This window comes from Solidesulfovibrio alcoholivorans DSM 5433 (assembly GCF_000702665.1).
Lineage (GTDB): Bacteria > Desulfobacterota > Desulfovibrionia > Desulfovibrionales > Desulfovibrionaceae > Solidesulfovibrio > Solidesulfovibrio alcoholivorans.
In genome coordinates this window covers 582243-609050 of record NZ_JNJA01000001.1, presented here as the reverse complement: position 1 = coordinate 609050, position 26808 = coordinate 582243, and the positions used below count along the sequence as shown (strand labels likewise).

At 54.8% G+C, this 26808-nt stretch carries 25 protein-coding genes and 1 pseudogene; 7 read left to right on the top strand and 19 right to left on the bottom strand.

Going from position 1 to position 26808, the window contains the following annotated elements; genetic code table 11:
• Positions 1–115: 115 nt before the first annotated feature.
• The 4 genes and pseudogenes from Q368_RS0102710 to Q368_RS26725 form a co-directional block, all read right to left on the bottom strand.
• Positions 116–1111: a hypothetical protein gene (locus Q368_RS0102710; RefSeq protein WP_029457192.1), complete on the bottom strand. Its 996-nt coding sequence runs from the start codon at positions 1109–1111 to the stop codon at positions 116–118.
• 849 nt (positions 1112–1960) lie between these two features.
• On the bottom strand, positions 1961–2200 hold the full coding sequence (locus Q368_RS0102705) for a hypothetical protein (protein ID WP_029457191.1): 240 nt from the start codon (positions 2198–2200) through the stop codon (positions 1961–1963).
• 21 nt (positions 2201–2221) lie between these two features.
• Entirely contained in the window at positions 2222–2467 is a 246-nt protein-coding gene (locus tag Q368_RS26895; protein ID WP_052359984.1) for a flagellin, read from the bottom strand.
• Positions 2468–3658: 1191 nt separating this feature from the next.
• A pseudogene (locus Q368_RS26725) lies at positions 3659–4075 on the bottom strand (flagellin N-terminal helical domain-containing protein); the annotation flags it as partial.
• 425 nt (positions 4076–4500) lie between these two features.
• Between Q368_RS26725 and Q368_RS0102690 the strand changes: the two are divergent.
• Positions 4501–4827: a helix-turn-helix domain-containing protein gene (locus Q368_RS0102690; RefSeq protein ID WP_029457189.1), complete on the top strand. Its 327-nt coding sequence runs from the start codon at positions 4501–4503 to the stop codon at positions 4825–4827.
• Between the two features lie 23 nt (positions 4828–4850).
• On the opposite strand, the gene Q368_RS0102685 is transcribed toward Q368_RS0102690, so the two are convergent.
• Both Q368_RS0102685 and Q368_RS0102680 read right to left on the bottom strand, forming a co-directional pair.
• Positions 4851–5237 carry a DUF6573 family protein gene (locus tag Q368_RS0102685; protein WP_029457188.1) on the bottom strand — a complete coding sequence of 129 codons (387 nt, stop codon included), beginning with the start codon at positions 5235–5237 and terminating at the stop codon, positions 4851–4853.
• Positions 5224–5457, bottom strand: a complete 234-nt coding sequence (locus tag Q368_RS0102680) for a hypothetical protein (protein ID WP_029457187.1) — start codon at positions 5455–5457, stop codon at positions 5224–5226. The genes Q368_RS0102685 and Q368_RS0102680 overlap by 14 nt, the downstream gene beginning before the upstream one ends.
• A 146-nt stretch (positions 5458–5603) precedes the next feature.
• Here Q368_RS0102680 and Q368_RS25500 point away from each other — a divergent pair, with 146 nt between their 5' ends.
• From Q368_RS25500 to Q368_RS0102675, 4 genes are all read left to right on the top strand, one after another.
• Positions 5604–6764, top strand: coding sequence for a hypothetical protein (locus Q368_RS25500; RefSeq protein ID WP_156955625.1), 1161 nt, complete (start codon positions 5604–5606; stop codon positions 6762–6764).
• 26 nt (positions 6765–6790) lie between these two features.
• Entirely contained in the window at positions 6791–8020 is a 1230-nt protein-coding gene (locus Q368_RS25495; RefSeq protein WP_156955624.1) for a hypothetical protein, read from the top strand.
• 246 nt (positions 8021–8266) lie between these two features.
• A complete protein-coding gene (locus Q368_RS25490) occupies positions 8267–8872 on the top strand; it encodes a hypothetical protein (protein WP_156955623.1) in 606 nt (201 codons plus the stop codon).
• Positions 8873–9097: 225 nt separating this feature from the next.
• Positions 9098–9820 (top strand): hypothetical protein, encoded by a 723-nt coding sequence (locus Q368_RS0102675; RefSeq protein WP_029457186.1) that lies wholly within the window; start codon positions 9098–9100, stop codon positions 9818–9820.
• A 595-nt stretch (positions 9821–10415) separates the two neighbouring features.
• On the opposite strand, the gene Q368_RS22880 is transcribed toward Q368_RS0102675, so the two are convergent.
• The 11 genes from Q368_RS22880 to Q368_RS0102630 form a co-directional block, all read right to left on the bottom strand.
• Positions 10416–16022 (bottom strand): nSTAND1 domain-containing NTPase, encoded by a 5607-nt coding sequence (locus Q368_RS22880; protein ID WP_043784724.1) that lies wholly within the window; start codon positions 16020–16022, stop codon positions 10416–10418.
• A 502-nt stretch (positions 16023–16524) separates the two neighbouring features.
• Positions 16525–17049 (bottom strand): hypothetical protein, encoded by a 525-nt coding sequence (locus Q368_RS0102665; protein WP_052359983.1) that lies wholly within the window; start codon positions 17047–17049, stop codon positions 16525–16527.
• Between the two features lie 466 nt (positions 17050–17515).
• Positions 17516–18013, bottom strand: coding sequence for a hypothetical protein (locus tag Q368_RS0102660; protein ID WP_029457184.1), 498 nt, complete (start codon positions 18011–18013; stop codon positions 17516–17518).
• A gap of 221 nt (positions 18014–18234) precedes the next feature.
• On the bottom strand, positions 18235–20088 hold the full coding sequence (locus Q368_RS24345) for an AAA family ATPase (protein WP_029457183.1): 1854 nt from the start codon (positions 20086–20088) through the stop codon (positions 18235–18237).
• 38 nt (positions 20089–20126) lie between these two features.
• Positions 20127–20267: a hypothetical protein gene (locus Q368_RS26570; RefSeq protein ID WP_169740586.1), complete on the bottom strand. Its 141-nt coding sequence runs from the start codon at positions 20265–20267 to the stop codon at positions 20127–20129.
• Positions 20268–20276: 9 nt separating this feature from the next.
• A complete protein-coding gene (locus Q368_RS0102645; RefSeq protein ID WP_029457182.1) occupies positions 20277–20510 on the bottom strand; it encodes a helix-turn-helix domain-containing protein in 234 nt (77 codons plus the stop codon).
• Positions 20511–20775: 265 nt separating this feature from the next.
• Entirely contained in the window at positions 20776–21144 is a 369-nt protein-coding gene (locus Q368_RS25485; RefSeq protein ID WP_156955622.1) for a hypothetical protein, read from the bottom strand.
• A 29-nt stretch (positions 21145–21173) separates the two neighbouring features.
• A complete protein-coding gene (locus tag Q368_RS25480) occupies positions 21174–21593 on the bottom strand; it encodes a hypothetical protein (RefSeq protein WP_156955621.1) in 420 nt (139 codons plus the stop codon).
• 105 nt (positions 21594–21698) lie between these two features.
• Entirely contained in the window at positions 21699–22037 is a 339-nt protein-coding gene (locus Q368_RS0102640) for a type II toxin-antitoxin system PemK/MazF family toxin (RefSeq protein WP_029457181.1), read from the bottom strand.
• Entirely contained in the window at positions 22024–22347 is a 324-nt protein-coding gene (locus tag Q368_RS22875; protein WP_043784720.1) for a hypothetical protein, read from the bottom strand. The genes Q368_RS0102640 and Q368_RS22875 overlap by 14 nt, the downstream gene beginning before the upstream one ends.
• Positions 22344–23531, bottom strand: coding sequence for a tyrosine-type recombinase/integrase (locus Q368_RS0102630; protein ID WP_029457180.1), 1188 nt, complete (start codon positions 23529–23531; stop codon positions 22344–22346). Before Q368_RS0102630 ends, Q368_RS22875 begins: the two co-directional genes overlap by 4 nt.
• Positions 23532–23935: 404 nt before the next feature.
• Here Q368_RS0102630 and Q368_RS0102625 point away from each other — a divergent pair, with 404 nt between their 5' ends.
• Positions 23936–24892 carry a helix-turn-helix transcriptional regulator gene (locus Q368_RS0102625; RefSeq protein WP_029457179.1) on the top strand — a complete coding sequence of 319 codons (957 nt, stop codon included), beginning with the start codon at positions 23936–23938 and terminating at the stop codon, positions 24890–24892.
• Here Q368_RS0102625 and Q368_RS0102620 read toward each other — a convergent pair.
• Positions 24889–25860: a zinc-binding dehydrogenase gene (locus Q368_RS0102620; RefSeq protein ID WP_029457178.1), complete on the bottom strand. Its 972-nt coding sequence runs from the start codon at positions 25858–25860 to the stop codon at positions 24889–24891. The genes Q368_RS0102625 and Q368_RS0102620 overlap by 4 nt on opposite strands.
• A 179-nt stretch (positions 25861–26039) precedes the next feature.
• Between Q368_RS0102620 and Q368_RS0102615 the strand changes: the two genes are divergently transcribed.
• Positions 26040–26372: a nuclear transport factor 2 family protein gene (locus Q368_RS0102615; RefSeq protein ID WP_029457177.1), complete on the top strand. Its 333-nt coding sequence runs from the start codon at positions 26040–26042 to the stop codon at positions 26370–26372.
• Between the two features lie 98 nt (positions 26373–26470).
• On the opposite strand, the gene Q368_RS0102610 is transcribed toward Q368_RS0102615, so the two are convergent.
• Positions 26471–26782: a tyrosine-type recombinase/integrase gene (locus tag Q368_RS0102610; RefSeq protein WP_029457176.1), complete on the bottom strand. Its 312-nt coding sequence runs from the start codon at positions 26780–26782 to the stop codon at positions 26471–26473.
• Between the last annotated feature and the right edge of the window lie 26 nt (positions 26783–26808).

The window sequence follows — 26808 nt, the reverse complement described above, 5'->3', positions numbered from 1 at the left end:
TCTAGACACCTTTTGTCTCTCACAAGACCAGAAAGATCAGATGGTTATCGTTCGGTTTTCGAAGGAAGTTTTGAGAAGGGGCGGAAGAAAGGCGATGAACGCGGCGGGAAGAGCCTTAAAGGCTGAGGACGTCTTTTATCGAGGGGAGTTGCCTTCCATTTTGCTTGGTGCAAAGCGGATTCATCGTATTGATCTTGTTGCAGATCTTTTCGTAATATTCGAGAAGTCTCTGCTTTTTTTGAAGCAATGTGGCTATCTTGTCATTATATCTGTACTTTAACGGGATAGCTTGCTTGAGGAGCTTTTGAACAGTATCGAAATCAAGTGGGCTATTTTCATCTTCCTCATGGGCCTTGTCCCACATCCATAATAGAATGAGTCGTGTTATGTCGGCGCTTACGATATTTTCTCCAGAAAGACAGAGTTTGTAAACCGCTTCCAATGTTTCATCGCTTATCCGTTTGTTTGTAAAAATACTCTCCATGGTTGCATTGAATATCTTGACGGCATGAAGTTCACGCATAACTTGTTCAGGATCTTTGAGTGCTTGCTTGTGGTCCAAAAGAATGCCTGATGTCTTGTCCAAGTCAGACATGTAATGATTCGGAGCCTCCTCATCGATGCTCATCGCCCATTTATAATAAGAACGAAGTAAAGCATTGATATCAGAATGGTCTTTGCTCTCAAATACGACAGGCTTACCCTTGAGGACGGCAGTGAGTGCTTCGTCAGTATCTAGCCCGATGTAGCAGTTGCGGTACAGTCTATGGAAACGTCTCCTCACTGCTTCAACCAAGAATGATAGCTTGCAGAAAGCAAGGCGAGCTTCCCTTCCGTATTTCTCCTCAAGATACAAGGCATAGGGATGGTTCTTCGGATTGGGGTCTTCCATGTCAAAGGCGTCGGATTCGAATTTTTTGCAGCCCTCTTCAGACTCGATGACTTCAAGTTCGCCAAGCTCTTCGAAATAAGACCTATAATATTCAATGGCATATGAGAATTTGCGGTAGGCGGGGTTCCTCCGCTGGTACTCCCAGAACCAGAAGGCAACGCTTTTGAGCCTGTGGGAGTCGAACCGGATGACTTTTTTCTCGTCAGACTTCTTGGCCATGGTCCCGAGGTAGCAAATCTCCCTTCGAGCGACAATCCAGGCGGATTCCAGGATAATCCCGCCACTGAAACCAGTTGCGCAGCATCCTGCGCAAAGAGTTCACGACGATCTCGGGCAGTGGCCCAGCTGGGGGATGCGAGAAACGGACATTGGGCCATATCTGCGATTTCCTGCGATTTTGTCCAGGGGGGGACACCCAAACCCCAGGACCAGCCCCAAATCCCAGGAAGGGGGTGCCCCGCGCGAATCCAGGGGGCCGGGGAAGATGCCGGGGTGGTGGAGCACAAGTTTTTTCAGAATACCAGCATGATAAGCACGGTATGAAGGCTCCTGCCGTTCGTATTTACCCCGAATATCGAGAGCCTCACGGATCAGCGTGCAAGCACCGTTTGCGGCACCACTTAAATTGCCATGCGTTACCACTTTACCCATGAACTCTGAAGGCTGGTGCTCGAAAAACCGGGGTTAGAGATTTGAGTTTGCCACTTCCTCAGGGGATTCGGTCTGAAGATCATGATCTGTCACCACTTTGTTTCGAATGGAATCGCGGCTATTTCATCTGAAAATCGCATGAAATTGCTGCGTGGCAAGAGAAACCTGGGTCGATCTCTTTGCTCCGCATTGCTTGTTAAATCAGTGTGATGGTAAACACTCAAGGAGCTTGGCAGGCTAAGGCAGGTTGGCGCGTGAGAGTCATAGGAAGACAAGGTGACAAGAGGGGCAGGGTAATTTCCCTACCCGCCCTATCTCACTCAGGCAGGAGCCGCGTCTTCTCTGGACCTGGGGTCAGGCAAGATGGTTCCCAACAAGAGAGCCCAGGGACGGGCTTTGTGAGTTTGCTTCCCTTGGTCAGAAGGCGGTGATCTGGGCGAGCTTCAACGTCATCAGCACCCGGTTGACGGTGGCCAGGGAGAAGTCGTCAGCCAGCAAGGGTCTTATCTCGTGCATCGCGAAAGCCGGTTTCGAGGGATCGGTCGACCGCAGGGCCATGATGAGTCGGTCGATTTTGTTCTTCGAGAAGTCCTCGGAAAGCAGCCCCCTAATGTCGTTGATTTCAAACGTGTTGTTATCGCTACGATCTGTATTCATGATTTCCTCCGGTGAAATCGGCTATCCAGTGATCAACTGCAATGCCATCTTCGGCATCGAATTGGCTTGGGTCAGCATCGCCGTCGCGGCCTGGGTCAATATTTGCTCACGGACAAAAGACGTCATTTCCTGCGCGACGTCGGTGTCGGATATTTGCGATTCGGCAGCCTGAAGATTCTCGGATTGGATTTGTAAGTTCGAAATGGTGTTCTCAAGGCGGTTCTGAGTTGCTCCGAGGTTGGCACGAACAGTATCTGTTTTTATCATTGCGGAAGAAAGCTCGCCCAGCGAATGCTGTGCTCCATATTGAGTCCTTATGTCTAAGTATTGAATGTTTAATCCATCAACTCCGGTTGTCATATTTGACCGCATGACATAATAATAATCTTCAGCAGAGCTATTTCCTGTCCCGAAATGTATTTTTATATTTTGATTTTCAATTTTATCGAGAGCCCATATTTGAGTTCCAGAAGTTGAATTAAATGTTCCAGCGACTAGCTGGTTGTCATATACAAACAAGCCGTTTGCGTAAACATTATCGCTTGTCCCAAAGCCACTAGTGTTTATTTGAGCCCAATTAGTTCCGTCATAAGCCCAAACTTGTGTGCCTTCCGCAGAGTTGTTTGTTGATGCATAAATCCTATTGTTAAACATTGTTACATTTTCGATATAATCATTGTTCGAATCGCCAAATCCAGCTTCGCTTATTTGAGTCCATGACTGTCCGTCGTAAACATAAACTGAACCTCCGTCAGAAAAATTCGCGGTTCCAGCATAAAGCTTGTCGTTGTATGCTGTTAAAGACTGTGTTTGGACGTTGTCAGTGTCTCCATATCCTGATTGGTTTACTTGAATCCAAGATGATCCACTAAGTTTATAAACTTGCGACCCGGCGACATTATTGACTGTGCCAGCATATAATTCTCCTCTGAATTCTTCTAGCGATAATGTGACAAAGTTATTTGAATCACCAAATCCACCAGTTGAAACTTTTGACCAGCTACTGCCGTCATAAGAATAAACCTCGCTTCCAGTTGCGTCATTTCTTGTAGCCACATAGAGCTTGTCATTGTAAACTTTCATTGTCTCAGAATATATATTGTTTGCATTGCCAAATCCGTCCGTATTAACTTTTGACCAGTTTGATCCATCATATTTCCAAATTTGACTTCCTGACGCGGTGTTGTATACGCTGGCATACAGCGAACCATTATATGTTTTTGTATTATATACAGTTGTATTATTAGGGTCGCCGAATCCATCGGTATTTATTTGGGACCATTGCGTACCATCGTACGCCCATATTTCCCCTCCGGTGGCGTTTCCAGTCCCTGCTATTAAATCTCCATTGTAATTTTCAAAGGCATTCGTAGTGATATTGTCTGGGCTGTTGAATGAAGATTGATTCAACTGCTCCCAATTTTGAACAGACATTGGGTCAAAGTCTGGATTTATAGAATTTATCAGTGTTATCCCGTTAAAATTGGTGGCATTTGCTATCCTATTGATTTCGATGGACATTGCTTGAAATTCACTGTTGATGATCATTCGCTGATCGGAGCTGTAGGTCCCTGTTGCAGCTTGTTCGGCAAGTTCCTTCATCCGAATCAGTTTTTCATCGATGATCTGCAAGGCCCCGTCAGCAGTCTGGATCATGGAGATGGCATCGTTGGCATTCCTGATCCCCTGGTTCAGGGTCGAGATGTCGGACCGCATCAACTCACGGACGGCGAGTCCGGCAGCGTCATCGGCGGACGAGTTGATCCTGAGCCCGGATGACAGCCGCTGCGTCGACGTGCTCAACGACCCGTAATGGTCCGATAGATTTCTGGCGACGTTCTGCGCCATAAGATTGTGGTTTATGCTCAATGCCATAGATGGCATCCTTCTCATCCGCCAGCGACTCTCCCGAGTTTCGCCGAACGTCAGTAATCAAATACGGAGCCTGCATCGCCAGGGGCGAGCTAGCTGGGCAAATTCAGTAAGTTGAGCAGCGTTAATATGCTAACTTGCATATCGCATACCGACATCCCGATTGTGGCATGGCTAGTGATATTTCGGCAGGATGGCGTCGAATATCGGTCAACAAATTGACTATTCTTCCGCTCCTGCCTGAGGTTTTCCGTGATCCACCGGGAATTGTTTTCCGGCGACCCGCAGCCGCACCGCCCCTGTGCACAGTTTAGGCGGAAAATTTGGTAAAATTTAAAGTTAACTTGCTATCTACTAGCAATATACATACCTGACTTGCTTATACGAAATGAAAACTAGCCCTAGACTCTCCCGAAAAGGATGGTCCCATGGGCGAAATTCTTAAGGTTTTCGGAAAACGCATCCGTTCCCTGCGACGGGCCAAGGATCTGACCCAGGAGCAGGTTGCCGAACGTGCGGGGCTTTCGCTCCAGAGCGTTGGCGAAATCGAACGGGGCAGGGGGAATCCGACCTTGGTGAACATCGAAAGGCTGTCCGCCGCGCTCGGGGAAGATTTGACGACCCTCTTCGACCTGGGTGACGTGAAGCTGTCCAAGGAACAGGCGCAGCAAGAGCTTTTAGAGCTCCTGAACCGGGCCACCGAAGAGCAGGTCCGGGCCATCCTGACGATGGTCAGGGTGCTGATTCTCAAGTGACGGGGAATCGCCAGCGTCAACATTCAGTCGTCTTCGGGGAGCATGATGGCCAGGACAGGTTCCCCTTCGTCGCCGGGACCGATGTGGACGAGGACCTCCACGGTCTCTTTGCGTCCTGGAGCCATCAGGAAATCGACCTTGAAGGTGACGCGGTCGGTGTTGATGGTTCTGCGGGCAGCGAACAGTGCCAGGACCATGAGATCATGGAGCCGACCCGTTACGGATTGACCTTCAGCTTCCAATCCGGTTGGTGGTTCGACATATCCGTGATAGAGCGTGGCAGTGACGACGGTGGGAATCCTGAACCCGATCTTCTTCGCCTGCTCACTGACGTCGACGAGCACGCCATCGGCAATCGCTTGTGCCTTAGAGTAGGAGTAGATGACGTTCCAGTCGTTATTGGCAGTCATCATCCATCTCCTGCTCCTGCTCCTGAGTGTTCAATATAGTATCAAGTCTGCGACGAAAATTACGACACAGTTCAAGACCAATCTCGCCATAGGCACGAATCAGTTCTCCAGAAGACTCTGGAGAAGACTTGTCCATAATCTTTAAGAGTTGCTCGATAGGACGAAATGCGGTGACTATCTCGTCCTTGAGCGTGAGAGTGTCCAGGTATTGTTGTGACATATGTTATCCTTCTCCTGGTTCAACAAGTGAGCTTTGGGGAAAAGGATACCCTGGACCAGGGAGGTGGTCACGGGAGAAGTACGAAAACTGAACGCGCAGGATGCTGCGCAGTTGGTTCAGAGAGATGCATTGGGGGATCGGAGCGTTTGGCTCAGGGAAAGGCAGAGACTGTGGGAGTGAGGGCTGTCGGAGCTTGTAAATCCGCTGATGTCGGAGTATTGGAAAAACGTATTTTGTCGGACAGATGGATACTTGGGAAGTCAAAAAAGACAGGCCCCATTCTGGGATCAACTCCGCCGGGGCTTCGAGATGGACCACCTCAAAGAGAGTCTTTGATTTATAAGTTGCAGAGAACAAGAATGTCTAAATCAAAATATAGCATAAAGCAGGCTGTTATTGAGAACCCTGAAGCAGCTTGCGAGTTGGCGTTCAATTGCATAGAAGCTCTTTCGTCAGTGCTTTCGGATGAAAATAAACAAGTTATAAAAGAAAGTGTCGGGCAGTCGTGTAGATTTATAGGGACGAAACTTGGCAATATTTTCTCTCTGTCCCAAAAATCAAATAAATTGCACGAGAAAAAAGGATATAGACAAGAGGAGGGCAAAGTCTTCTCTGGATCAGAAAATCATCTTAAAGAGGATTATGGAAATCAACTTGAAGCATTTATGCCAATGATCGAAATTATTTACGAGATGAGTGCCGCTTCAGAGCTTGTTTGGGAAAAAGGCAAGAAAGAGTCTTGCTATGTTTCTTCTTTTACAGAAGACGATACAGAATATGATTGCCAAGTGTTTTTAGAAAACAATAGCCGAGCCGTTCTTGATATTGATGTTTACAATGACGATGAGCTCGAAAGTTCTTTTTGCATAGGTCGCAATTTGCACCCTATCCATCCTGCGTTAAATAAAAAATTGAGTGACTTATTTTTCTTTGCCGAAGATGCTGTTTTGAGAAACAGATGTGCTGAAACAAATCAGCAGGAGACATCGCCCGACAGTCTCTCTGCTTTACATGCAAATATACTAAAATTTCTAGAGCAGTTAGTTAATCTTACCGAGAAGAAGTCTGTATTCTGGAAAGTCAAGGATGAAGGAGTCAGAAAATATAGGGCGTTGCTAAAGAAGGCTGATGGCTCAGTGATTGTGGTAGAATTAATCACTCCTGGGGTTGGATCAATAGGATGTAGAGCAGCGAAAATTGTAGATAAAAAGCTGACTAAGCTATTCAATGTTACTGGTGAAACAGATTGTGCCTGTACGCAGATTTATGATATAATTGAGCGCCTTTACCGGTTTGTTGACAAATAGTTTCAGTGACCATCAAGGGGTTATGTATGAAAACAAAATTTTCCTTGTTGACGATTTTTTTTATAATTTTATGCTCGATATCTCTTTCGTATGCGTCACAAGCCTATGTCTTTGAGGGGAGTTCAGGGGATTGGTCGGGGGATCTTGTTCTGAAAAACCTAGGGAAAGATTTATATGCTATAAGAATTTTTGCCCAATATCGACAAAATACGGGAAGTGTTGATGGAAAGACAACACTCATAGACGGTAGATTAAGTTTTTCACCTGTTGGATATCCTGAATGCAAAGTGATTGTGCAAATACAAGGCAAAAGTGCAAAAGTAGAACAGAAAGGGAGCGATGGCAGTTGTGGGCTTGGAGTTGGTGTCTATGTTTCAGGGGATTATAAATATATAAAATTTTCTGATGAGTCAGCACTTAGTGAGTATCAAAAATTTCCTAAAGAAAGCACCCCTGTTGCTGTTTCTCGTGAACCTATCTCATCCAAAAGTTCAGCGCAAAATATCTCTAACAATAAGCCGAGTAACAGTGTAGTAGTTAGATGTAAAGGATTAAAAAGGGCTGGAGAAGAATCTATCGAAATGCTCACGGATGACGCAAATGTTACTTATATAATTGCACCATATCAAAGTGGATTTGTAACGGAACAACAGGAAGATAAGAATTTTGATGTTTTGAAATCGGCCAATGGCAAGATGGTCGCTGTTCAGTATGAAATAATGAATGGCGTTAATTATGTAGTCAAAGCTGAATTAGTTAACGGGAATGCGCGTTCGCAGAGCGTTCAGGCAAATAGCGCAAAAAACAACAAGCCCGCAGAGAACTTTGGCCAGTACTCACAGAACACAGCTCTTGAGATTGTCAATGTATGTCCCAACAAAATTGAATTATTAAAATCCCTTGCCAACCTACATGAGTTGGCAAGAATGGCTTACTTTGCCGCAAAAAATAAACAGCTAAACAATAATGGCAACCTTCATAAGTTGTTGTACTTTGTGTTTACCTACAAAGGATACGCAACTTGCGCATATGATCAATTCAAATGCTCTGGCGATAAAAAGTTTAAAGAATTTGCTGACCTGTTACTATTTGAGGGCTCCGAGTTAACAAACTCTGTAAATATCATGATTCGTGAGTACAAGAAAATAAATGATTATAAAAACGCTGAAAAATTTGAAGACATAATAAGGCAAGGCGATCTAGTGAATGGAATATATACGTCTCACTCAGGGAGACTTGCTAATATTTGCAACTAAGGCATCAGATAGCACCACAAAGTTTATTCGACCATTCTAGGGCGAGTGGATTGTCTTATTTAAATGGTTTATTGCTAGCACGATGACGATATTGAGCTTGTTACGCGGGTGTTTTTATAGGTGTCTTGACCCGTCAATGATTGTGCGTAATCACTTGATTGGTTAGTTTTTAGTGCTTTTAAATCTCCGTTGGCTAAAATAGCTTGCATTCAGAATTATTTAACACCCTTGTCGCAAGGATGTAAAATGAGCTTTCGAGATAGCCTTAATAAGGCAAAGGATGCAGTCAAGTCAGCCAAAGACACTGTTGTTGATTTTGTATCTGAAGAGATTGTAGACACTGAACCTGGACCGGGCAGTGAACGGAAAAAGAAAAGAAAGTTGAAGCAATGGGTAGTGGTTACAGGGACTGCCTGTGTTTCGATTGCTGCGGCGATTGCGACCAGGGGTGGTGGAGACTCTACAGCTTCTGGTGCAGTCGGGAATAGCTGGTCAAAAGATTCAAGCAAAGCACTCCCTTGTCAGTCTAAAGGATATAACCATCCGAAGGGAAAAGTTGAAAACCACCGTGCGATAAATTCTAAAGACACATCTCTTGATAATCTTATTAGAGCTTCTTCAAAAATAGAAAGCATCCTTGAAGACAAAGGTGGTTCTGGTCGAGGTCTTCACGAAAAAGCATCAAGCGTGAAATGTATCGTTTCAGAAAAATCTGTCGATTCCATACGATTTATTGCATCAATTAGAAATAAACTTGTCCATGAAGGTCCAGACACCGTTACCCCTGAAATGAAACGCAATTACCTTAACGCTTGTATAAGAGTTCTGCGAGACTTTAAATCTTCTAAATAGCACTGACATTTATCGTGCGCGGCAACTAGCAAAAATGCTTTTGCTCGGGAAATGGTGGAGATTGTCACGGGGGAGTGCGTTGGAAGGCTCCAAAATCCAAGAAAAACCATTTGCGCAGCATCCTGCGCATTTGGTTCAGGTTGTTTTGGAGACCGGAAGTGTCTGGGATGAAGACCCCTCCGAAGCATGCTGTTTAACTGTATAATTTAATACAAGGAAATTATTATGTATCGATTGATCGTCGTTGTGCTTGTTTCTTTCACTCTGGCTGCGTGTAATAACCCTTTCAGTGATGTAAAAAAAACAGTCATCCCTAAAGATGAAGCTGCTCTGAAAGTCACCATGGAAAGCATCGCTGAAAAACTTGACCCCGAAGATAAAAGATTGCTCGCAACCTATATCGTTAGGACCAAGCTGGCAGAAGCATTTGGCAAAAAAAATACGGAAGACAATACAACCGTAGGACAAGCTATCCAAAATCAGCGTACGTTTGAAGATCTGCAGAAACAAAAACAAGCCGAGCAGGAAGCTTTAAAATTAAAGATGGAGAATGAGAAACTTGCACTAAAGAAGAAAGTTGACAGTATTCTTACAGTGACAATTTTGAGTAAAGAATATGTTCCAAGCAACGCGCAAGCAGGTAGATATAAAGACTTGGTTGAGCTTAAACTAGGGTTTCAGAACAAAAGCGACAAAAAAATAGTTGGTGTTAAGGGAATCACAAAGTTTATCGACATATTTGGTGACCCTATAAAATTGATAAATTTGTCTTACGATGACGCCATCCCTGCCAACGGAACGTCAACATTTATTGGGACCGTTGACGTGAATAACTTTATCAATGCTGATATGAAATTTGCTAATGTAGAAAAAGGAAAATATACTTTTGAGTTTGAGCCGCTAATGATAATATTTGACGGTGGCGAGAAATTAACACTTACAAATTGATCATCAATTCGCAAAATTGGTTTGTATTTGCACAATGCGCAGGATGCTGCGCATTGGGTTCAGGTTGTTTTGGAGATCGGAACTGTCTGGGATGAAGACCCAGGGGAAGGATTTCTAACCAGTTAGCTCAGCGAAGGAAAGTGAAACTAAAATTGTGAATTATACGACAAGGATATCCGCAATTTCAGAGGGAAATTACAGGAGCGTGTGCAGCGGTAGAAAAGTGCACGAAGCTGGGATGTTACTGCTATTTCAGCAAGGAAATCAGCGGGCGGTGGTGTCCTGAAAGAAGTCCACACGGGGTCCACACCACGCCATGAAATGTGCGACCTTCTTGACCATGGTGATCAGAAAAAATCAAAGTATATGAAGGTGTTTGATGAAGTATTTGAGCCGACTCGGCCACTTTCACGCCGGTAACAGGGGTTCAAATCCCCTTGGGGACGCCAAAGAAAATCAAGGGTTTACGGCAAAAACGCTGTAAACCCTTTTTTCTTACCCAACACTATTCCCAACACCGAGAGTGAAATGACTCCCTCAGGGGGACGGGACTCTCGGTTCCTTACGCCACCCCGCGGTCAGGCAGGTGCGCTGCTTACAGCCCGTTGTTGGCCGATTCAATATATTTCTTGAATGCTTCCATATTGGGCGGGTTCAAACCTCTTTTATTGAACTCAGCGAAGTCGTCCAGGATGGCCTGCCGGAATGTTTTCTCTTTAATCATAATGGTGGCATTTTCTTGGTAGAGCTGTTTCGCCTTGTCGACCGCGCCGGAGAAGAGGTGCCCGTGCAGAAGATTGGTCTTGATCCAAGTCTGACTCGGATCAAGTTCGAGGCCTTTTTCCGCTGCAGCGACAGCTTTGTCATATTTTCCGATAAAAAGCATTTCCTGGGCGAAACCTCCCCAAGAATAGCTTTCATTGGGCAACAGGGAGAGAGCCTTTTGCAACTCCGTTTCTCCGCCCACCGGGTCACCCATACGTATGAGGCAAGAAGCAATATCTTGATGGGCTTCACTGAGGAATGATTGCCAGATGTCCGGATTATTCGCGAACAATCGCTCGCTGATCGCCAACTTCTGCCGGTATTGCTCGAGCGCTCCGGCGGTGTCACCCATTGCCTTGAGCTTGTTGCCGATATTGTAATGTATGAAGAAGAGAGGCTCCTGATAACTGGTGCTTTTCGGGTCTGCCGTGGCCAGATGCAACAAAATCGCCAGCTGCTGCCGGTATTCCCCCAGCCCCTCTGTTATGTCGCCTTTTCTTACGAGCTCGTCTCCAATTCTATCGTGGGCGAGGCCTGCCTTGCGCTGCCATTCGACGTTCTTCGGGTCTCTAGCGACCAGTCGCTCCCAAATTGCCAGTCCCTGTCGATATTCCGCCAATGCCCCGTCAATATCGCCCATGGCCCGAAGCGCATTGCCTATCTTGTCATGGAAAAGAGTCAAATTCTGCTGCCAATTGGTGTTTTTGGGGTCTCTATCGGCCAGTTTTTCCCAAATCTCCACGCACTGCCGGTACTCCTCGATCGCTCCTGCGGTATCCTCCGTATCCTTTAGAATCGTGCCAATTTCGTTGCGGGTCGAACTCAGATCTCGCCGCAAGGAAACGCTATCCGGCGCGGCGGCGATGAGTCGCTCCAGAATCTCCACACTCTGCCGGTAGTGCGACAACGCCCCGACGGTGTCGCGATTGTTCTTGAGTTTACTGCCTATCTTGCCATGCAACATGCTCAGGATATGTTGCCAATGGGTACTGTCAGGATATGCGGCTGCGAGTTGCGCGGCGATGTTCAAGAGCTGGAGATAATCTTCAAGATTGGTGGCATCATGTTGTATTGTCAACAACTTGTCGCCATCGGGGACGCTCTGGCATTGCTTCGCCAACGCCAGGGTCTGCTCGAAATAAGGGAGCAGGCTTTTGCCGCCGTCCCCACGCCACCAGATGCGGCCGGCCTTGGCGGCCTCAAACCGAGCCCGGGCCAGAGGCATGGGGTTTTTGGCCACGGACTGGCCATTGGTATCGGTATCATCCGTTATGCCTACGTCGGTAACGGTGGTCAGCCGGTCCAGAAAGGCCTTGTCCTGTCCGAGGTTCCAGAGGCGGACGGTCGCATCCCCGGAACCCGATGCGACTTCGCGGCCGTCGGGGCTGAAGGCCACGGAGGAGATCGGCTTGTCATGTCCCTTGAGCACGGCCAATTCCTTGCCGCTGGTTACATCCCAGAACCGGATGGTCGCGTCGCCTGAGCCCGATGCGAGGACTTGGCCGTCAGGGCTGAAGGCCACCGAGGTGACCCAGTCGGTATGGCCCCTGAGTCTGGCCAGTTCCTTGCCGCTGCCTACCTCCCAGAGATGAAGGGTCTTATCCGCGGACGTCGAAGCGATGGACCGGCCGTCCGGGCTGAAGGCCACGGACATAACTAAGTCCCTACGACTCCCGAAAGCAGCCAACTCCTTGCCGCTGGCCACGTCCCAGAGTCGAAGAGGGAAGTCATTGGATTTGGGAAAAAGTTCAGCGGACCCCGATACGATACTCCGACCGTCAGGGCTGAAAGCCACGGAACTAACTTCGTTCTGGTGTCCCCTGAGCACGGCCAGTTCCTTGCCGTTGGCCACACCCCAGAGCCGGATGGTTTTGTCCATGGAGCCTGAGACAAGGGTTTTCCCGTCAGGGCTGAAGGCCACGGAGAAAACCTGGTCCTCATGTCCCCGCAGCACACGCAGTTCCTTACCCGTGGCCACGTCCCAAAGCCGGCCGGTCTTGTCCTTGGACGCCGAGGCGACTATCCGGCCATTCGGGCTGAAGGACACGGAAAGAACATCCCCTTCATGCCCCCTGAGGACGGCCAGCTCCTGGCCGCTGGCCCGGTCCCAAACTCGGATGGTTTTGTCCGACAAGCCCGATGCGATGGTCTTCCCGTCCGGACTGAAGGCTGTGGAAAAAACGATTGTATCATGCCCTCGCCGCATTACCGGGCCAGCGGCGCTGACCATGTCCCAAAGCCGGACGGTTTCGTCCCATGACCCCGATGCGATGGTCTTCCCATCCGGGCTGAAGGCCACGGAGGTAACCACATCGTTCTGCCTGAGCGCCGCAAGTCCCTGACCGCTGACCACGTCCCAGAAACGGATGGAGTCATCCAGCGATGCCGATGCGAGGGTTCGACCGTCGGGACCGAAGGTCACGGAGGTGACTTGTTCTTCATGCCCCCTGAGCACGGTCGGTTCCTTTCCACCGGCCACATCCCAAAGCCGGACGGTCTTGTCCTTCGAACCCGAGGCAATGTACCGACCGTCGGGACTGAAGGCCACCGAGGCGACTGCGTCTCCATGCCCCCTGAGCACGGTCGGATCCTTATCACCGGCCACATCCCAAAGCCGGACAGTCTTGTCCTCCGAAGCCGAGGCAATGTATCGGCCGTCCGGGCTGAAGGCCACCGAGGCAACTTCCTCTTCATGCCCCTTGAGCACGGCCAGCGTCGTGCCCGCGGCCACGTCCCAAAGCCGGACGGTCTTGTCATGCGAACCCGAGGCGATGCTCCGGCCATCCGGGCTAAAAGCTATGGAAGTGACCACCTTGTCATGTCCCCTGAGCACGGCCAACTCCTGGCCGCTGGCCCGGTCCCAGAGCCGGATGGTACCATCCCAAGCCCCCGAGGCGATGTTCCGGCCGTCCGGGCTGAAGGCCACGGTATTTACCGATTGTCCGTGCCCCCTGAGTGTGAACAATTCCTTGGCGCCGGCCACATCCCAGACCCGGACGGTCCCGTCGTTTGAACACGACGCCACGGTTCGGCCGTCTGGGCTAAAAGCCACAGCTTTCACCCACGCTTCATGCCCTCGCAGTACGACCAAATCATAAGCGTTCAGCTTCATCGCGTCGGCGGCTCCAATCCGGGCGGCGATGGTGTCCTTGGCGGCCAAGGCGCGTGCATACCACAGGAGCGCCTTTCCTGATGCATGGGTTTCACGGAACTTGTGCCCTTCGCGGGTGTAGATGTCGGACAGGGTTGCGTTGGCCCTGGCTTCATTTCGTGTGGCCCGCCCGTACTGGATATAGCTCAAGGCGAGCCCGCCCAGAGCGACGACCAGGAGGATGCTGAGAGCACCAATGACCAGCCGTGTACGCCGCTTACGCCGCCGTTGCCGCTCCCGAGCGGCGTCGACGGACCGCTTGATGTAGGCCAGCGACTCGGGCAGCAGTATCTCGGGGTGCTCCTCAGCCAGAGCCTCGGCCTCGGTCAGGGGCAAGCCCTCGGGCAGCAGCAGGCTTGGCTTGTCAGGGTTCGCCGCCTTTTCCCAACGCGAGGCGCTCAGTTCCACCCGGGCACGAGCCTGGAGGTGGCGGCGATCCCTCTCGATCTGTTCGGCCGCCCGGTCCCAGCGCGAAAGGAGCGCTTCGTGGGCCACGCGCACCCGGCCGCCTGCCACATCGCCCTCGGCTACGAGCAGCCGTGCCTGTTGTCCGGAAAAGGCTTCGACAAGTTGCCGGGCCGCTCCGCCCTCTGGAAAATCCGCCAACCTGGCCGTGCGGGCCACGGTGCGCTCCTCCTGGGTCGGATCCACCGTCACCAAAGCCCGGAGCAGGTCCGGAAACGCGGCCCGCACATCCTCGTCCAGGGTCGCCAGGACCGACTCCGCCCGGCGGCCCAACGCCCCTTCGAGTCCCCCCAATTCCTTGAACGCGGCAAAGGGGAGCACGTTGCCCTGGCGGCGCTTGTAAAGCTCCTCCAGGGTGAATTCGAGCAGCGGCAGACTTTCCGGACTCTTGATGGCTTCGTCCAGAAGCAGTTCCTCCAGCCCCTGTCCGGTGTCGGCGTCGGTCTCGAAGAGCAATCCCGCGGCTTCGGCCGGCAAGGTAATCATCTGGCGCAGTTGCGACCCCGTGGCCGGTTCCAGATGATACTGCCCCTGCCCCTCCTTAAGGGCCATGAGTTCCGGCAGTTCCTCGCAACGATGGTAGAAGTCGCTTCGCAGGGTGGCCAGGACGCACACTGGGCCGCACACGGCCAGATCGGCCAGGGCGCGGACGAAACCGGCCCGCTCTTCGGGCGCGACGGGTGGTTGGAAGATCTCCTCCAGCTGGTCCACCACCAGGACCAGCCGGGCCTGGGGCGAATCACCGAGCAACACGCCGTCGCGTTTGGCCAGATCGGCGACATGGGCCAGCCCCTGGCGCAAAACCATGCCCACGCCCCCCGGCGCTTTGCGCAGGTCGGCGGCCAGCCGTTCAAGACTCGTTCCCCCCGCGAGGAGCTCCGGCATGGCCTCCTCGTCCGCCAGGGCCTTGGCCAATCCCATAAACAGATCCTCGGCCATATCGCTCGGGCGCAACATGGCCCGGCGCCACAGGCCGACTCCGTCCACAACCCCGGGTTCGATCAATAGAGGCAGTACCCCGGCCCGGACCAGGGACGACTTGCCGCAACCGCTGGCCCCGAGCACGAGTACAAAGGCCCGGCCAGCGGCGGTCTGGCCCTTGAGGGCGTCGATGACCTCGGCCGTGGCCTTGGTGCGACCGAAATAGACGGGCGCGTGTTCGAAATCGAAAGGAAGCAGGCCGCGAAACGGCGATTTTTCCAGCCAGACAGCCGAGGCCCGGCGCAGCTCTTCCTCGGTCAGGGACAAGCGGCGCAAGACGAGCTTGTCCAGGTGCGCGGTAAGGGCCTCCTCGAACTGGTCGGGCCTGTCGAAGGCGTGAAACGCCGAAATCAGCGTGCCTTCGTCGGGATCGTGGAACCATTTCCTGAGGAACTGCTCCAGGGCCTTGCGTTGGGTAAGCCCCTCCAGAACGCGTTCCTCTTCGTCGAAGTCCACTTCGCGCACGGCCTTGGCGGTCTTGCGATAGACGAGCAGGTCGGGGGTGCCCCGTTCCTTCCAGCCCGCGTAGGCGTTCTCGAACTCATAGGCGGTGCCCGAATCGTAATGCGTACCGTCCTCGCGCTTGAAGGCCTCGGGCAACGGGGTGCCGAGCCTGGACCAGAGGATGCAAACCACGATGTCCATCTCCGAGGGCGGAGGGAGCTGTTTCTGAAAGGTGGCGTGGGCGGTCAGCGGCTCGTGTTCCCAAAAAAGAGGGGAAATGGCGGCCACCCGTTCATAGCGGGTTTTCAGCCGGTTGATGACGCGTTCGGCGAGCTGGCGCTCCAACATTACGTCGCCAGGCGAGGACACGAAAATGCGAATCTCCGGCAAATTCATGGAGGGCTCCTCTTCGGCATCAGGCGGGGCAACGGACCTGACCGGTGGGATGCAATCTCAGACGAACAACCGTAGGCAATTTGATCCCGGCCTACAAGAATTCCATGGCAAGGGCCTGAGTTCCGTTAATCGCCAGGGAGCGCCGCCCAGCCTGCCGACGGGGGCGAAAAAACCACCCCAAAATCAGAACGAAATTACGCGCAAATGGGTCATGTCGGTCCCCGACCCATGCAATCCAGACTTTCGCCCCCCCTGGCTGAGGCGAGCATCGCCCCCCCCCCTTTTATGGGGTTCAATTTTGCGCAGCCCTCGCGGAAGCGGTTACCGCCCTCGCGCGCGAGGGATTGGTGGTAACCCCGCTGGTAACCGTCGTCAGGTTGCCACTCGCACGCGAAGGAGCTTTGGCAACCACCGTGGCAACATGGCCACCGCGCATCCCCTCGCGCGCGAGGAAGCAATGCGAACTGAAGTGCGAACAGCGAACCAGGGACAGAGGCCGCGCCTACAGCGTGATGCCGAACCGTTCCGCTGTAGCAATCCAGAAGCCGGCTTCAATTGCTTCGATCTCCCAGCGGATGCGGTCAAACGTCCGCTGGTGCATGCCTTTGGGCTTGAACAGAACCGGGTACGCCGTGCCGGCCCTGGCCTGAACCCGCTCGCGCAGTTTGTTTGACCGCCGCAACACCCGGGACAGCTTGTCCTCGTTTTCGACCGCATAGGCGATACCGTGGCAATGCCGACACCAGAAGCGCCGGCCGGCGAATAACACGCCCACGCGCCGCCCACAGCGAGGACAGAGAAACCATGTCCGCGTCCCGCCGTAGTTGCAGGGGGTCCGGTCTAGGTCCACAAGTTCGTCCACATGCTCGCCGTCCTTGGTCCCGTACATGAGGCGGATGGAATCGGGGTTGGTGAAGACGCCGATGCTGGCGGTGGGTTCGCCGCCCCAGGACCAGGACAACGTGAAGGACAACCCTGGCCGTAGCCAGTCCTTGCGATGCAGGAAGCACACTTCCAAGCGCAGCATGTGTTCCCCGACAGGCCGCCAGCCCGTTCGACCTCTACCCACGTCGGCACCTCCGAATTATTTTCCAAATCAATAGGCAAAAACACACTTTCCCGGCCTCTGAATCGTCCTAACACATTGATGCCATGCGGATTTCCGGGGCGTTGCCCGATGACCGTTTTTTCAGTCTGCGTCGAGCGGGAAATCGCGGCTCCGCGCACCCGCCTTGAAAACCGTTCAGAAAGACCCGCGCGAAGTCGCCAGTCACCAGAAAGTCGCCACCCCAGCCTCGCGCGCGCGTGCGCGTGTAAGTGTCGGCAAATCCCTTCGGCGAACTGTTCCCCGTGGCGTTCAACGCGCGCGTGCGTGTGTGCGTACAGTTCCCTAAATGCCGAAGAGTTCACCCCCCCACGGCGTCGTTGGGGGGCATGCACCGGGGGGTTATCCGTCCTTCCCCTCTCCTGATCGTTGACCAGGGAGGGGGGGCCTATCCCGTGTCGAGTCCCTCGAAGTCATCGCGGTCCAGGGCAGGGCCGGCCGCAAACCAAAGAGCTTGCACGGTTGCGTGTTGCCCGGCGCTCCAGGTCCGGGGATAGATCGGCCACATGCTCCCGCCCTCGCCACGACAGAACCGAAGGCCCCTGTGCTGGCGCATGATTGCTTTGATGGTGGTCACGGCCTCGGTCGGGGTCAGGCTGGGCAGGCGGTCTATGCGCTGGCGCAAGTAGTCCCGGGCCTCGACTAAAAGCGAACTGGCATGGGCGATAAGTTCGGGTTCGAGGCTGGGAGGATAGACGGCGAAGATGCGCTCGCCGGAGTGGACAACACGCACGCCATGGAGCTTGCCCCGGTCGCGCAGATCGACGGCCGCCCATCTGGCGTCGAAGTCGGGGTCGGCGTCATCGACTGGCCAGACGATCCACTCCAGGCCGGTGGAAAAATCGGCTGGGGCAATGAACGGGACAACGCCGTTTGTTTGTCCCATGCCCTCTCCCCCCGTGGGACGATATTTTTGCCCTTGTCCCACAGCCTGTCCCACGGGTTGTCCCGCTTTCGAGCGTTGCAACACCTTGTTTGCCAAGAACTTTAGAGAAGTTGTCCCATTGCTTGTCCCACGGGCTGTCCCACGATTTGGGCTTTGTCCCAGCGTCCCACGCCCTAGGGGCTGGGACAGCGGGACAAGCCCGCTTTGGGCGGTTGCGGTATTCATGCGGCCCCCTGCTTCAGGCGTTTGACCAACCGGCCGACCTTGCTTTTGGATAGCCCGGTTTCTTCGGCGATGTCGCGGATCGGAAGACCATCGGCATGGAGTCGGGCCACCATTTCAAGTTCCATGTCCTCAATGTCGCGGCAGGCCCAAACAAGGGCATCGCCGTTTTGTATGAGCTTGGCCTCGAAGGGCTTGGCGTCGTCCCCGATGATGCCACGGGCCTTTTCGAGGTGGACCTCAAAGCGTGCGCCTTCCTCGGGCCGGTAGTCCTGGGGCCGGCGCAGGGAAATGACGGTATCGAGCACGTCCTCGCGGCTGGACGTGCCGCGTTGCCCTCCTCCCTTGTTGGCATGATGAACCAGCAGAGCGGACATGCCCCGGCGACGCAGGGAGAGAATCCATTCCTGAACCGGCAACCAGCCTTCGGACTCGTTTTCCCGGCCGGCGCGGCAGAGCGTGGCAAGGTTGTCCACCACGAGCAGGTCCACGCCCTCCAGATAGGGAGCTATGGCCGCCTGCCCCTCAGGTGTGGCGAGGTTCGGCATGAAGTCGGGTTGCGTGTCCGGCGTGATGATCCGCATGAATCCCGGCGTCGGCTCCTGGCGGTAGCTGGCGACGATGCCGGCGATCCGTTCCTGCATTGCGGAGGCGGGCATTTCCCCGTCAATGTACAAGACGCGCCGGGGCGTGGCCGCCTTCCAGCGAAACACCGTCTGCCCCGACGCCACGGCGTAGGAAACGTGCAAGGCGAAGTGCGTCTTGCCGATGCCGCGCGCGGCGTAGACCATGACCAAACCTTGGCAGGGAATGACCGGGGCGAGGATCAACTCGCGGGGTTTGATGTCCAGAGCCAGGAAGTCGCGGATGTCGAGGACCACCAGCCCCGACTTGTCGGCCTTGGCGTCGGTTGCCCCCGGGGCCACGGCCGCAGCCAGACACGCCTTGACCGCCTCCATGCCCTCGGCCGCCGCCAAGTCGTTGAAATCGGTCCCTTTGGCCGGGTCCGTAAACCTGGGCACGGACAGCAAAGCCTTAACCGCGAGCGCTGCCTCGGTCGCCTTGGTCAGGCCCGGGTTGCCCTTGGTCCTGGCGTCGTCGTCAGCGCACAGGATGATCTCTCGATCCGGGTATTGCGCCCTGGCCATTTCCGCCACGGCCAGCAGGTTGCCGGCAGTGAATGACACCAGCACGGCGGCATCGGTCGCGGCGTGGATCGTTGCCCCGGTCGCATAGCCCTCGCAGACGTACAAAGGGCCATTTTTCTCCCCGTTGGCGGCGAGGATGGGGAAATACCCACCTTTGAGTTTTCCACCAGCGAGAAAGAGCTTATCGCCGTCTGGTGTGATGAATTGGAGCGATTGAACCGCCCCCTTGGCGTCGAGGACAGGCAGCACAAGGCGGCCATCGCCGGCTATGCGGAGGTCGCCCACCAGGGAAACGTGCTTTCGGACCAAATACCCGTGATCCGCCGGGGCCGGCATGGTCGCGGCCAGGATGCGCTTTGCCTCGGCGCGGGCCTCGTCATGGCGCTTGGCCTCCTCTTCCTGGCGGCGCTTCTTGTCGGCCTCTACGCGGACCTTGAGGCGATTGCGTTCCTCGGGCGTCAACTCGAGGTCGCCCTTAACGCAGAAGGTCCAGGATTCGCCCGTGCGCCAGTCACCATACGCAGCGGACACCGGCTCGTCACCATGGGCGACATACCAGCCATTCAATCCATGCGGCTTGTCGGCCGTGCCGCATCGGTGAAGCTGCCCATCGAGGGCCACCTCGCCCGGGGCCAAGCCGTTGTGCTCCATGGCGGCAGACAGGACGTCCACGATCTTTTGCGCGTCACTTACGAGCGGCGGCATGGATGATGTTGCCAGAGGAAAATCAAGCGTGCTGTTGGTCATCGCACTCCCCCGGCCCTACAGAGCATGGCCAGCATGACGGCAACCTTGACGAACGCGGCGCAGACGTCGGAAAAGAGGCTCACCACGCTCCTTTTCCAGCCATGGCCGCCCCTGGTCGTTTTTTTTTGTGTGCTCATGGTTCGCCCCTACGCATTTGCCTCTGGGTCAATCCGGTGGGCAGCGAGAAAAGCGTCCAAGTCCACCAGACGATAGCGGATGGAGCGACCGATTTTTAGGAAGGCTGGGGCCTTGTGGGCGGCCCGACGAGCTTGCAGGGTTTTGACGGACAGGTTGACGTAGGCGGCGGCCTGCTTCTCGTCCACCACCACATACTGGATAGGCTGCTTGTCGCCCGTCGTAGCTTTGATGGTCCTTTCCATAGCGATGCTCCTTGAGTGCCGGGCCATGGTTTTTGAAGTGGCCCGAGGCGTCGCTATAGGAATAGAGGCGGCTATGGAGAGGGTGAAGCTGTCCCGTTGTCCCGCTCTGGGACTTTCTTGTCCCGCCTGATTGGTGGGAGAGGTAGGGAAATCGAAGAGGAAACCGACAAATAAACTTCAAAACAAGCAGGAATAGTAAACAATTTCAAGCTGTCCCGTCATGGCTTTGAGCGGAGCAGTCACAGACGGAAACCACAGGGCGGGGCTATTTTTTCTTGGGATCTTGTTCTTTCAGGTGCCCAGGCAATGCGCGTCGAAAAGCCTCAAAGGCTCGCTTGCGGACTTTGCCGCGTAGCGTTTTCCATTCCACTTCATGGAAGGCCGTGCATCCTTTCTCGCCAGCCTTCATAAGTTGGGCCGTAAGGACAACGGCACATTCAACGTCCTTGATCCATTCATTAATGTGGTTGTCTTCAGACTTGCAACTGGCGCAGTCAGGAGCCGCAGTTTCGCAAGACTTCAGCCGCTTGTTTTCTTCTTGGAGCTGTTCATTTATACAATCTAATTCATAAGTTCTTTGTTTTTGTGCCTCTAGCTCTTCACTAAATTTTCTTATTTCTTCATTAATTCTCATTTTGTTTTCATATTCCTCTCTTTCTCTTTTCAAATAATCAATTTTACATGACGCTCTCTTAGGATAGTATTTGCATTCTCAAAAGCATTTATGCTTTCATCGCGTATATAAACGCCAGATGGTTTGCGAAACAATTCACCATCATTGTCGAGCCAACAGCTGATATCTATAAATGCATTCAGCCTTCCGTCGTCAACCATCTCCTTTATTAATGGCCACGGCAATTCCCATATAGCGCAAATATCTTCAATTGAATGTCCCAGAGGTCTAAGGCGAAATTTGTTCACATATTCAACGATATCCATGCCTTTTGTTTCTTCAATATGTTCTCTCCATAAAGACTCAGCTAAGTTGGATTTCCATGTTGAAAAAAATTTATCATCTGTGGAACATATCTGGCCAAATTTTAAGCTGTATAGTTTAGAATCTTGATATACATCTTCACTCATCAGTTCCCTTCAACTTCTTCCTTGAAATAACCAGGGCCAGACCGCCAAGGGAAGCGGCTTTTCGTCGGGGTTCATGAGGCCCCGGCTAGACCCTGGAAATGTGGTTTACAGGTCGAGCGCCACCTTTAGTGCTTGGTCAAGCGCGTCCCTGTCCATGCGGCCGATGATGCGATGCACGGCCTTGGTGGCGATGGTGGCCACGCAATCGGCCATGACCACGGAGTCGGAGAGCAAGCCGGAGGCCCGGCCTTCGGGGCTGGCCAGGGGGATGGATACCCGAAAGGCTTTTCCGGCGCGGCGCGAGTTACTTGTCACCATGGCCACCAGGACTTGCGGCAAGCCCGTGTCCAGCCCGTCAGCCTGGATGATGACCACCGGGCGCAGCTTCGCCGTCAGGCCGTCCGTGTTGGGAAAGACGGCGAGCGCCACGTCACCGCGTTTCAATGGGCTTCCTCGCTTCGTCGTAACGGTCGTAGGCGTCCATCTCCGGTGAATCCCAATCCGTGGCAAACGCCTCCAGGCGGGAACGTGTCTCCCTCCCCTCGGCCGGAGTCATACCGAAGTCTTCGATGGGGAGAGGGCCGCCCGGTTGGCTGGCAAGGCGTTCCTGGATGGCTTCCCACTCGGCAAGGGGGATGACCACGGCCACGCGGTTACCCTGTTCGTCTATCTGGTACTGGATGCCCATGATGTCACCTTCCTTGCCGCCGGAGCGGAAGCGGCCAGCCTGCGACGTTGAGGCCCTTTCTATCATCGCTCTTTCCCCATTGAAATAACCTTGCCATCCATGGATTCCCTTGGCTTGCCGACATTGCCCAAGAGATTGCCGGCCACTTCGGACGCCTGCTTGAGGGCGTCGTCACGGAGGTGCGAATATCGCTTGGTCATCTGCGGCGACTTGTGGGTCAGGAGTTTTTGCAAGGTCAGCATGTCCACCTGCCCGGATGAAGCCAGCGTGGACGCGAAAAGATGCCGCAGGCCGTGCAGAGGGCGGAAGTCGGCAGGCAGGCCGGCGCGGGCCTTGATGCGGTTGGAAGCCACCTGGATAGTCACGCGCTGCTTGCCGCCCTGGCCCGGGAAGACGTAGGGCGTCCCGTCCACATGGGGATGGCCTTCAAGCACGCCCCTGGCCGCGTCGTTGAGCGGGATTTTCTGACTTTTGCCGCCCTTGGGATGGCGAATGTGGATAAAGCCCCGCTCGAAATCCACGTCCCGCCATTCGAGCTTGAAAAGCTCGCCGCGCCGCATTCCGGTAAACAGGGCCAGCCGCATGAAATTGGCGGCCTGAATATTGGGTTCGTCCTCGATGGCCTGGACAAGGCGGGCCAGTTCGTCGGCGTCGAGGTCTTCCGTGGTTTCGTTGTCCACGCGCGGCATGCTGATCGTCTGCTTGCGAGGGTCGGGGGAATCGCACAGGCCCTTTTTGACGCCGAAACGGACAAGACGCTTGAACAGGGCCAGGACGTGTTTGACGGTTTGCGGGGACTTGCCTTGTTTGAGCAGGCGTGAGCGCAGGCGGTCGAGGTCCAGGGTCAAGACCTCGGCGGGTTCCTTTTCCCCGAAGGTTGGCTTGAGGTATTTCTCGAAGCGGCTCCGATCCGTCGTAAGCGCTGGGCCGGGCGTTTTCTGTGATGCATATTCCTCCCACAGCTTCGCCAAGGTCCAGCGCCCGGCCTCGGCTTCCTTGGCGGCCTGCTCCTCTTCCCGGCGGGCCTGATTGGACAGGGCCTTGCCTTCGATGCGTTCCGCCCTGATCCGCGCCGCCTTGGCTGGGGTCATGGCGTCCTTGTGCTGGCGACCGGCCTTTTCCTCGATGAGCTTCCCGTCGCGGCGGTACATGACGTAATAAATCCGCTCGGGCTTGCCCGTGGCCACGGCCTGCCCCTCGACGTAGTAGACCCCCGGATAGGATGTCTTGAAGCGTTTCTTTGCCGGCATGCCGATAACCTCCCCCGGAATTCGTACCCAACACTATACCCAACAGCCAAGGTAAAAATACAGGCGACAGGGTAGGAGTCAAGAGGAAAGCGTGAAGAAAATTTATTCAGTAAATTAGGATATTATGAGACTATAGAGGAAATGACAGAAATTGAGGGGGAAGATAGGTTGATGGCCTTTCACGCCGGTAACAGGAGTTCAAATCCCCTTGGGGACGCCAAGAAATTCAGCGGCTTACATGTTCAGCGTAAGCCGCTTTTTCTTTGGTCCACACGAAGTCCACATCCCTCCCCTCGGAAATTACGCGACGTTCTGGACGTTCCCCGTGATTGACCTCGTACCAGGCTGACGCCTATTGTAAAGGCTCCCTGGGAGCGGAAAGACCGAGAAATGTACGTCCAACTATGCGTAGACTCGACCGGCTGCTCGGCCTGATCCTCTTTCTGCAATCCCGCCGCTTCGCCACGGCCGCGTCCATGGCGGAGCACTTCGGTCTGAGCCAGCGTACCATCTACCGGGACATGAAAGCCTTGGCCGAGGCCGGCGTGCCGGTGCTGGCCGAGGCAGGGGTCGGCTTCTCCCTCATGCGGGGCTATCTGCTGCCACCCGTCAACTTTTCCGAAAAGGAGGCTTTCGCCCTGGCGACTGGCGGCATGCTCCTCGAACGCACAGCGGCATCCTCCCTTTCAAGCCATGTGTCCTCGGCCCTGCAAAAAATTCGGGCCGTGCTTCCACCGGGGCGCCGCGATGAGCTGGCGAACCTTATGCGCGGCATGGGCAGCGCGGCCGCTCCCCCGCCCCCGGCCCGGCAACCGGACCTTGGCCTGATCCAGAAGGCCCTTGTCCGCTGCCGGCTCCTTCGTTTGCGCTATCAGGGCCACGGCAAAGCGGACGCCGAGGAACGCATGGTCGAGCCCATGGGCCTGCTCTACTACCTCGGCCGCTGGCACCTCATCGCCTGGTGCCGCCTACGCCAGGGGCTGCGCGATTTTCGTGTCGATCGCATGCACGAGGCGGAAATGCTCGGCGAGCGCTTCGTTGCGCGCGGCAACTTCGACCCGGCTGCCTATGTCCGCGAGAACATGCCTCGTCCTCTCCTCCACGCCCGCGTGCACTTCCATCCCGAGGCCATGGACCGCGCCAGGCGGGAGTGGTGGCTCGGCGTGGACGAGGACCGGCTCCAGCAAGACGGTGAAACGGTCCTCAACCTGTCTACCGTGGACTGGGATCACCTCGCTTCCTGGCTGCTCACCTTCGGCCCCAGGGCCACGGTGGTCGAGCCGGCCGCACTGCGCGAGCGTGTCGCCGCCCTGGCCGAGGCTGCGGCCAGGCACCACCGGAACGGGCCGCCTGCGACCTAGCGCGTCAAGACGATCTTGCCGCCAAGCCGCCCTGCGCACATGGCCGCAAAGCCTTCCCGCGCCCGCTCCATGGGCAACACCTGCGCGATCTGCGGCGCAATGCCGTGGCGGACGACGAAGTTCATCAGGTCGAGCATTTCCTCCCTTGTGCCCATGATGGAGCCCTTGATGGTGAGTTGATTGACGATGACTGGCAACAGGTCCAACTGTACCATGCGCCCCGTGGTCACGCCCATGGTAATGACGGTTCCGCCGCGCCGTACCGAGGCCAGGGAGTGCTCCCAGGTGACGGTGCCCACGCTGTCGAAGACCGCCTCGACCCGACGCGGCAGGACCTCGCCTGGAGCAAAGACCTGGCACGCGCCGAGGCGGCGGGCTAATTCCCGTCCCTCCTCGGAGCGGCTGGAGGCCCATACCTCCATCCCGGCGGCACATCCCATCTGGATGAGCGCCGTGGACACGCCGCCTGTGGTTCCCTGCACCAGCATGGCCTGCCCGGGGCGCAGTCCGGATTTAACGCAGAGCATGCGGTAGGCCGTCAGCCAGGCCGTGCCCAGCACCGAAGCGGCGAGCGGCGGGAGCCCCTTCGGTAGGGCTAGGGCATTGCGGTGTGGCACGACCACATAATCGGCAAATGTGCCCTGGACCTTTTCGCTCAGCACATGCCAGCCTGGGTCCAAAGTCTCGTCACCTGCCCGATCGGCGTTGGTGATGAGCGGATAGAGAACGACCTCCGTCCCGTCATCCAGGCGGCCAACGGCGTCGTTGCCAAGGATCATGGGGAAGGGGATGGGCGTGTCCTGGCCGGTGATGCCGCGCAGGGTGAAGATGTCGTGGCGATTGAGGCTTGCATGCGTGACGCGGACCCGCACCCAACCCTCGGGGACCTCCGGTTCCGGGCGCTCCCCCACCTCGAGTGCCTGAAGCGGCTCGGCATCGTTCGGTTTCTCGCAATACACCGCAAACATGGTGATCTCCTTTGTTGGATGGTTGCAGAGGCCAGCCAGCTTGTCTCACGCCCCTGACAGCCCTGTGGCCACAGAGGCGCTTCCCAGCCTGTTGACAATGGGCTGTCAGGGACCTGCCCTAGCCCTGGACTCAGGGTAACAATGTGGTACCCGACAACATGTCACAAAAGGAAAAGGTCATGCCCATCGAACTGCCCACCGCCATTGCCGGTTACTTCATGGCTGCCAACGCCCACGATGCCACGGCCATGCTGCGTTTTTTCACTCAGGACGCGGCTGTCATCGATGAAAAACAGGAACGCCGCGGCCACGTGGCCATTGGCACCTGGGAAAAGGAAACCAACGAACAGTACCAACCGCATGCGGAGCCCATCTCCGTCCAACAGTCCGGGGAAGAAGCCGTGGTCATGGCCACTGTTTCCGGCAACTTCGCCGGCAGCCCCGTGACCTTGCGCTTCGCCTTCCGGCTCACAGGGGATCTGATCGGCCGGCTGGAGATCACCGTACCGTAGGATGGCAGGACAGGCCAAACCTACGCGCTCTCCGCTCGTTTCTCCTTGGCAATACCTGTTGAATTCAGCGGCTTACGTGTTCAGCGTAAGCCGCTTTTTCATTTGTCCACACGCAGTCCACATTTCTGACCTCGGAAGTCCAAAACTTTACCCCTGCTCTTGCGCGACCCTCTGGAGGCTGACGACTGCGCTGGTCCGCGCTTGCCCATGACCGCTTCCATGGCCTCCTGGGTCTGCTTGAGGCCGAGGCTCTGGAGATAACGTGTCGTGGTCTGCGGCGACTTATGCCGGAGCACCGCCTGGATAACGGACACAGGCTGTCCCTCGCGGTACATGATACTCGCGTTGAGATGCCGGATGGCGTGGAAGCCGAACTCCCGGACGCCGGCCTTCTTGCACAGCCGCTCCATAAGGTGCTGCCGGTTGGTGATGCGTG